This is a genomic window from Oleiphilus sp. HI0067 (assembly GCF_001635735.1).
The window spans coordinates 1-1370 of record NZ_LWFI01000623.1 but is presented as its reverse complement, the minus strand read 5'-3'; the positions used below and the strand labels follow the sequence as shown (position 1 = coordinate 1370).

1 pseudogene is annotated in these 1370 nt (G+C 43.9%); it reads right to left on the bottom strand.

Features of this window, described 5'->3' with window-relative positions:
• Positions 1-1150: pseudogene (locus tag A3739_RS06940) on the bottom strand (phosphoribosylformylglycinamidine synthase); the annotation flags it as partial.
• Between the last annotated feature and the right edge of the window lie 220 nt (positions 1151-1370).

The following is a 1370-nucleotide window of genomic DNA, read 5'->3' as shown; positions in this document are numbered from 1 at the left end:
TCGGACGACCGAATTCATTATTGAACGCAGCACCACCAATCGGCCCATCCAACATAATATCTAATGCGGAACAAATGCGGTCGGGCTTACCAAAATCTTGCTCCCACGGCTGTTTGAAGCCCGGAATATTCAAGTTAGAAACCGTAAAACCAGTCAAACCCGCTTTAGGTTTAGAGCCTTTACCCGTCGCACCTTCGTCACGAATTTCACCACCAGAACCCGTCGATGCACCACTAAAAGGTGAAATCGCCGTTGGGTGGTTGTGAGTCTCTACTTTCATCAGGATATGAATATCTTCTTCATTTCCTTCGTAGACCTTCGTTTCTGGATTAGGAAAGAATCGCTTGCCCTTCGAGCCTACAATCACTGATGCGTTATCTTTATACGCAGATAAAACCCCTTCTCCGCTCAGTTGATTTGTATTCTTGATCATCGCAAACAACGATTTATCTTGAGCTTCCCCATCAATATCCCAAGACGCGTTGAATATCTTATGACGACAATGCTCAGAGTTCGCTTGCGCAAACATCATCAGTTCTACATCGCTAGGGTTACGCCCAAGATCGATAAATGCTTTGGTCAGATATTCAATTTCATCTTCCGCGAGCGCTAAGCCAATTCGCTTGTTGGCTTCAGTCAAGGCATCTTGCCCATAGGCAATCACATCGACCGTACTTAGCGCTGCTGGCTCTGACTGTTTGAACAGAAGTTCTGCACCCGCAAACTCATGGAATACAGTCTGTGTCATGCGATCGTGAAGCACGTCAGACAATGCACCGACAGTATTTGCATCAAGATTCCCATCAACACGCACATAGTAAGCAATACCACGTTCGATTCGTTTGATCTGATCAAGCCCACAACCTAAGGCGATATCTGTTGCCTTACTCGACCATGGGGAAATCGTTCCGACACGAGGCACAACTAAGAACAATTTGCCTTCTGTCGCTTCCAATTGGCTCTTCGGGCCATATGTTAATAAGCGATTCAATACACTGAGTTCTTGTTCACCAATGGTATCTACTGCGTCTACGAAATGCATAAACTCGGCATATACCGATTCGACTGCATTATTTATTTCTCGTAATTGGGCAAGTAGAGACTGTTGCTTAAAGGGGGATAAAGCAGGTGCACCGCGGAGTTCCATCATAATTCGGACCAAGCCTCATTGGGTGAGATGTAGAAAGGCGCGTATGATACTTCAAACGCATTTCACTGTTAACAATTTAACGTGCATAGATCAATGCTCGCTCAAATGTTCATCATTCTCTATACTGATTAAGCTATAAATTTAATAATTACTGTCTGAAGTATTCTTTTGAATCAATCTCTTAGCAAATCATTATCGCAAGCAAACTATCTGTTTTGCT